Annotated in this window: 5 protein-coding genes; 2 read left to right on the top strand and 3 right to left on the bottom strand. The window is 69.4% G+C overall.

Annotated elements, in window-relative coordinates; genetic code table 11:
* The 3 genes from Mth01_RS24900 to Mth01_RS24890 form a co-directional block, all read right to left on the bottom strand.
* The coding region (locus tag Mth01_RS24900; RefSeq protein WP_204018368.1) for a M4 family metallopeptidase at positions 1-1,694 on the bottom strand (1,694 nt) is incomplete at its 3' end.
* Positions 1,695-2,021: 327 nt separating this feature from the next.
* On the bottom strand, positions 2,022-3,455 hold the full coding sequence (locus Mth01_RS24895) for a helix-turn-helix domain-containing protein (protein ID WP_204018367.1): 1,434 nt from the start codon (positions 3,453-3,455) through the stop codon (positions 2,022-2,024).
* A gap of 58 nt (positions 3,456-3,513) precedes the next feature.
* Complete coding sequence (locus Mth01_RS24890; RefSeq protein WP_204018366.1) at positions 3,514-4,692, bottom strand: glycoside hydrolase family 18 protein; 1,179 nt, start codon at positions 4,690-4,692, stop codon at positions 3,514-3,516.
* Between the two features lie 262 nt (positions 4,693-4,954).
* Here Mth01_RS24890 and leuE point away from each other — a divergent pair, with 262 nt between their 5' ends.
* Positions 4,955-5,626, top strand: a complete 672-nt coding sequence (leuE, locus tag Mth01_RS24885) for a leucine efflux protein LeuE (RefSeq protein WP_239089978.1) — start codon at positions 4,955-4,957, stop codon at positions 5,624-5,626.
* Positions 5,627-5,701: 75 nt separating this feature from the next.
* The gene (locus Mth01_RS24880) at positions 5,702-6,580 is read left to right on the top strand and encodes a phosphotriesterase family protein (protein WP_204018365.1); all 879 of its coding nucleotides are present in this window, start codon (positions 5,702-5,704) and stop codon (positions 6,578-6,580) included.
* The last annotated feature ends 14 nt before the right edge of the window (positions 6,581-6,594 follow it).

Raw genomic sequence — 6,594 nt, 5'->3', positions numbered from 1 at the left:
TGGTAGCCCGTGCAGGTGCCCGGGTTGGAGGTGGGGCCGGGGCTGGGGCTGACGGTGGGGCTGGGGCTCGGGTTGGGGTTGCCCCCGCAGGTGCTGTCGTTGCCGGCCACGTTTACGGCGGTCCAGGCCGCCTGGACGGCCTTGTACTCAGTGGAGCAGTTGCCGTAGAGATCGGTGGCGGCGCGCAGGGTGTAGGCGCGGGCGGTGTTGCCCGGGTTGCTGGAGTTCACGTAGCGGGTGCTGGAGGTGAAGTGGTTGGCCAGGGCCTGGAACCAGATCTTCGCCGCCTTGTCGCGGCCGATGCCGGTCACGGCCGGGGCCGAGCCGCACACCGGCGAGTTGCCGTACCGCGTGCTGCCGGAGCCCTCGGCGAGCATGAAGAAGAAGTGGTTGCCGACGCCGGAGGAGTAGTGCACGTCGACGCTGTTCGTGCTGGTCGACCAGCACGAGTGCGAGCTTCCGTCCAGCGACGGGTTGTACATGTAGCGCAACGGACTGCCGTCGCCGCGGATGTTGATCTTCTCGCCGATGTCGTAGTCACCGGGGTCGGAGGTGTTGTCGGCGTAGAACTCCACCATGCTGCCGAAGATGTCGCTGGTCGCCTCGTTGAGGCCGCCGGACTCCCCGGAGTAGGTCAGGTTGGCGGTGCGCTCGGTCACGCCGTGGCTCATCTCGTGCCCGGCCACATCGATCGCGACCAGCGGCCGGGAGTTGCCCGACCCGTCGCCGTACGTCATCTGGGAGCCGTCCCAGAAGGCGTTCACGTAGTTGCTGCCGTAGTGGACGCGGCTCGGCACGCCCTGACCGTTGCCGAAGATGCCGTTGCGGCCGTGCACGTTCTTGAAGTAGTCGAACGTGGTCGATGCGCCGTAGTGCGCGTCGACGGCCGCGCTCTGCCGGTTGCTGTTGGAGCCGTTGCCCCAGGTGTTGTCGGAGTCGGTGAACGTCGTGCAGGTGCCGCTGGTGCGGTTGTTCATGTCACACGTACGGCCGTTGCCGTGGGCCACGTCCACCATGCTGTAGGAGCCGCTCGACCCCGAAGTGGAGATCGTGACGGTGCCCGAGTAGATCGAGTTTCCGGTGCCGTCGACGTGCCTGATCTCGTCGAACGACGACAGGACCGTCCCGGCGAGCGCGTCGGTGATCACGTGCAGCCGCGACGGTGTCTGCCCGTCCTCGGCCACACCGCTGACCACGGTCTCCCAGGCCAGCCTGCCGTTCCCTGTGGAGGCGTCGACGATCAGTTCGGGCTTGCCGACCTCGCCGGCCTCTCCGGTGAACGCGTCCTTGGCCTTGGCGGCCGCGTCGGCCGCGCTGATCTTCGGGGTGACGCCGAGCGTGAGCGGCGCCGTCAGGCCCACCGACGCCCCGTCGAAGGCGCCGTCCGTGTTGAGGTGGACGACGAAGTCGCCGCCGAGGACCCGCAGGTTGTGGTACTTCCGGGTGTAGCGCACGTGGGCCGTGCCGTTGTCGTCCACGTTGGTGGCGGACACGGCGTACTTGTCGGAGCCCCCGGCGCGCACGGCCTCACTGTGCTGCGCGATGGCCCGGTCGGCCTTGGCCGTGATGGCGGGGTCGGGGGCCGGGTCCGCGGCAGTCGAGGCCAGGGCCGTCGAAATGGGGATCGCGGTCGTGGCCGCGACGGCCACGGCGGCGATGCCGATCGGAGTCAGTCTTCGGAGGAAACCTCTCATGTCGTCCTCGCTGCTAGACGATGTGGGGGGGACCGCGGCCCGGCCGGGTGGCCGTGCCGCGACATCGACGCGGGACCTGTACCGGTCATGTGTGCGCCGGGACAGGGCAGGAGCGCCGCGACCAGACCGTCCCAATCTCGACAGATCGGGTCAATGATCTAGACAGAGCATGCAAACTTTGTCGATCCGTACGGCACGGCGATCAGGTTCAGCGGGATTTCCGTGACGGAAGGTGACGAAGTGAAACCGCTCCGAGATGCGGTTGGCAAGGAATCGACAAGCACCCGCAAGTGCGGCCGACTCGGCCAAAGAGATCGACAGCGGAGATCAGTAAAGGAAACCGCCGGCTCGGGCCGCGAAATCCCGCACATCGGGCCGACCGCCCCAGCGGGCGACCATCCGGTCGCGCAGGCCCCGCAGCTCCTGGCTGATCATCGTGGTCGGCACGGCGACCGCGTCGGCGAGCACCGACTCGGCGACCACCAGCGCGGTCTCGACGTTTCCGGCGCAGGCGTAGCCATCGGCCAGCCGCAGTGTGAGCATCACCCGAGCGGGACGCATGTGCGGCGGCAGATGGCGCAGCGACCGCTCGATCGCCTGGACCGCCAGACCGGCCACGGACCGGTTGGCCGTGACGACCGCGATGTCACGCAGCGCGCCGCCGGTGCTCGACTCGACGCGGAGGTGACCGGCGGCGCCGCACAGCCAGGGCGCCTCGAGCTCGTCGCGCTCGCCGAACCGGGTCAGATGCACCCTGGCGTGCGCGATATGCCGGTGGCACTCGGCCGCGTCGCCGCCCAACCCGTGTGCCCGGGCCTCGTAGAGATCGGCAAGGGCCGCCACCCAGGGCCGGTCCGGTCCGGCCGCCCGGATCCCGCGCGCGTACGCCAGAGCGGACTGCGGGTCGTTTTCGAGCCGGGCCAGCGTGCTCATGTCGCCGAGCAGGGACACGCGCGCCACGAGGTCCTCGGCCATGGCGGCCCAGCGCAGGCCGCCGCCGAACCAGGCCGCGGCCATGCCGTGCTGGCCGCGCTGCATCCGCAGCACCGCGGCCAACTGCGCGTAACCGGCGGCGAGGCTGAGCAACGCCCGCCGGTACGGCCCGGCGAGCACCTCCGTCCACCGCACGATCGCGTGCAGCGCGTGCTCGACCACTGTGACGAGCACCGCCGCCACCCGCTCGTCGGCCGCCTGCCAGTACGCCGCCAGGAGCGCGGCCAGCACGTGCACGGCATCGGCGTCGATGCTCTGCGGGGGTGGAGAGGTCTGGTCGAACGCGCAGGAGGCGAGATAGGTCGACAGCGCCTCCGCCGGAACGGGCACCGCACAGCCCGCGGTGTCGTGAAGCGGGCACGCCAGCCCATAACTGGGCAGGTGGGACGGCCAACTCAGCGTTTCGAGGATCTCCATGTCGGCCAGCAGTGCTCTGCCGTCTCCGGGCAGCGGAGTGGACAGGGACAGTCCGATCGAGCCCGTGCCGGTCCCCGCCTGTCCGGGCAGAGCCGCCGCCGTATAGGCCGCCTGCAGCTCCCCACCGGTGCCGAGCAGGTCGTCCAGTCGCCGCACGAGCCGGGGGGACGGCTCCCGGCTTCCGCCCTCCAGCTTGCTGATCGCGCTGTGGTCGTAGCCGACGTGGATCCCGACCTGCGCCTGTGTGAGCCCGGCCCGCCGGCGCCAGTGCCGCAGGCGTCGGCCGAACTCCTCCCACCGGGCCGGCGACCGGACGGCCGGGGAGTTCGCGTGCGCAGTCTCGGCGTCCACCAGGCTCCCAAGGCCGCCTCTTTACAGAAACCTTACTGAGATTGGTCGGATCGTAGCTCTACGCCGGATGCCCGACAAGACCCGATTCCACGCCTTCCTGACGCGCCCCCGCTCCCTGCACGTTGACGAAGTCCACGTGATCGTAGATCCGGTCGAGGTCGAAGCCGTCCGTGAGCCTCCTCCGGTCCCTGGGCAGGTACACGGTCAGCAGATAGCGCCTGCCCGTCTCCTCACCGAGCGCGTCGAGCTGGCAGCGGAACTCGGCGAGCAGCTCGGTCAGGTTCTCCCGATCCGCGTCGCTGACATGGTTTCCGGCATGTCCCCCGGACCCCGGCCACTCCCAGTCGATGTCGATGCCGTCGAAGACGCCCTCGGCGCTGCGCGGGCCGCCCCGTCCGCCGAACTCCGGAAGATCACCTCTGATGTAGGCGTCCAGGCATGACCTCACGAACCTCCGCCTGCTCTCGGCCGTCGCCGCGACGTCGGAGAAGTACTTGGAGTAGCTCGGACCACCGATCGAGATCAACGTCTTGAGGCCGGGGTGACGGGCCTTGAGCTTCTTGAGCTGGTTGAAGTTGCCGCCCAGCGCTGTGTCGGGCGCGTCGGCGACCCCGTCCACCGACTCTGCCGCGGAGAACCCCCGCAGGTAGTCGGCCCAGGCGTCGCCGGCGCCGTCCCCCTGATCGGGATCGTCGGGGTCGGGCAGGGGCGGCCTGGTCACCCCGCTCAGGCAGGTCAGCGCGTCGGGGTCGATGTTGGCGAAGGCGTAGTTGACGTGGGTCAGCCGGGCCGCCAGGCCACTGGTCTCCAGGCTCATCACCGTGGACGTGCCGCCGAAGGCACCGCGCTGGGCCAGATATCCCACCCGCGCCGTCCGCGGCGTGGGAGACGGCCGGGGAGGGGGAGGCGGCGGGGAGGGCGTGACGGTCACCCGGACCGTCACGGTCACCTCCGGCTCGGGCGGGGCATCGTCATCGGACCCATCGGCCGGGCCCTCCTCCTCGTCAGCGGCGGCAGCGGCGGCGGCGGCGGAACTCTCCCCCGAGGCAGGCGCGACCGCGGCCACCGGGGACAGCGGAGGGTTGGTCATGACAAGGGTCCGCCTGGCGGCGGGGGGCGTGCTCCCCGTTGCCTGGACCTGGCCGCCGTGCCATACGCCGTACCACACGACGAACAGCGAGGACATGACTGCGGCGAGGACCAGCACGGTGAAGGCGCCTCGCGTGATCGCTCCCATGGGATGACTCCGAGATGCCGGGGCGTGACCGTACGCGTTGACGAGATTGCCGAGGGAGCGTAGCGACGGCCTGACCAGCGGACAATCCACGCAACCTTAAGCACCGCTTATGGTCGGCTCATCCCGCAGCAGGGCACGTTCCAGCCTTCGCCTGTGATTTTCGTCACATCATCCCGGGCCGCTGCGACTTTCACCTTCGCGGACCGGGCGGGGTGTCGACCTGAAGATCGTGGTGCGGATATATGGTGAAACATCATTTTTTGTGGGAGCAACGTTGTTCTTCGGCATCACCAACATCTGGACCTACGTCCTCGGCTCGTTCCTCATCATCCTGCTGCCCGGCCCCAACTCGCTGTTCGTGCTCTCCACCGCGGCGAGGCGAGGTGTCAGGTACGGCTACCGTGCCGCGTGCGGGGTCTTCGTCGGCGACAGCGTGCTGATGTTCCTCTCGGCGGCAGGCGTGGCCTCGCTGCTGAAGTCCACGCCGCTGCTGTTCTCGGTGGTCAAGTACTCCGGCGCGGCGTACCTGGCGTGGATCGGCTTCGGCCTGGTTCGCACGGCCTGGAAGTCGTTGCGCTCCCCCGCCGCGCCCCGTGAGGTCGAGGCGGCCGAGGCGCGCGTGCCGCCTGAGAGCGGTCCATTCCGCAGGGCCCTTACGATCAGTTTGCTCAATCCCAAGGCGATCCTGTTCTTCGTGGCGTTCTTCGTGCAGTTCGTGGACCCGTCGTACGGCGCGCCCGCGCTGTCGTTCCTGATCCTCGCGCTGATCATCCAGGTCTTCAGCGTCGCCTATCTGACGATGCTCATCTTCGGCGGCACTCTCCTCGCCGACCGCTTCCGGCGGCGCCGCGCACTGTCGGCCGGTCTGACCTCGGGTGCGGGCATCCTGTTCCTGGGCTTCGGCGCCAAGCTGGCCACGGCCACGCTGAGCTGACCGACGGAAGCCGCAGAACGTTACAAATTGGCAGGTTATAGGGCACGAAACGCAAAAATCGGGTAATGTCCGGGCATGTCCGGCGCTTCGTTCCCCCGCATCCAGACAGTCACCGGCGCGGTTCCCGTCTCGGAGCTGGACGGACCGGTGCTGCCCCATGAGCACATGCGCACCGACACCCGCTGGGGCGTCGGGGTGGAATCCGACCCGCGACGCTGGCTGGACGAGGAACGGCACATCATTCCCGAGATCAGAGTCCTCGGGCGGGAGCACGGCCTCACACTGATCGTCGAGCACAGTTGCCTGGGTATGGCGAGGGATCCGGCCGCGCTGGCCCGCGTCTCCATGGACACCCGGGTCCACGTCGTGACCGCGACGGGCTTCGCCGCCGAGCCGTTCTCCGGCCATCTGATCCGGCACCGCGATGTGGACGACCTCACCGGCGACCTGCTGCGGGAGATCGGCGCCGGACTCGACGGGACCGGCGCCCGGCCGGGGCTCATCGTGGCGGCCTCGTGGGACGAGATCCCGACTCCCGCCGAAGAACGCGCGGTGATCGCGGCGGCCCGCGCCTCATTGCATGCCGATCTTCCAGTGGCCGCGGAAAGCCTCGAACTGCTGGAGCTCCTGCTCTCCAACGGCGTTCCCGCGCGGCGGCTGAGCATCCGCGGCGCGGATGCCCCCGCCCAGCGCAAGATCGCCGAGACCGGGGCCTACGTGAGCGTACGGGAGGCCGAGCAGGTCCTGGCCCTCCTGGACGCCGGGCACGCCGAGCGGGTGCTGCTCAGCAGCGGGGTGGAGCGCCAGGAGCACGTCGCCGCTTACGGCGGGCACGGGTACGCCCGGCTGTTCGACACGCTCATCCCGGCCCTGAGCGGAGCGGGTGTCGACAACGACACGCTTCACCTGATGATGTGCGAGAACCCCCTGCGCTGGCTCACCGACGCGGGGTGAGGCGACCCCTCCCC

Origin of the sequence: Sphaerimonospora thailandensis, from assembly GCF_016863115.1 — a bacterium.
GTDB classification, from domain to species: domain Bacteria; phylum Actinomycetota; class Actinomycetes; order Streptosporangiales; family Streptosporangiaceae; genus Sphaerimonospora; species Sphaerimonospora cavernae.
Note: the sequence above shows the minus strand (reverse complement) of the source record. Positions and strands in the feature narration are given on the sequence as shown.

Excerpts from the sequence above, each read along its gene's own strand:
- Mth01_RS24890 (WP_204018366.1), bottom strand. The coding sequence starts at position 4,692 with ATGGGAGCGATCACGCGAGGCGCCTTCACCGTGCTGGTCCTCGCCGCA.
- Mth01_RS24880 (WP_204018365.1), top strand. The coding sequence starts at position 5,702 with ATGTCCGGCGCTTCGTTCCCCCGCATCCAGACAGTCACCGGCGCGGTT.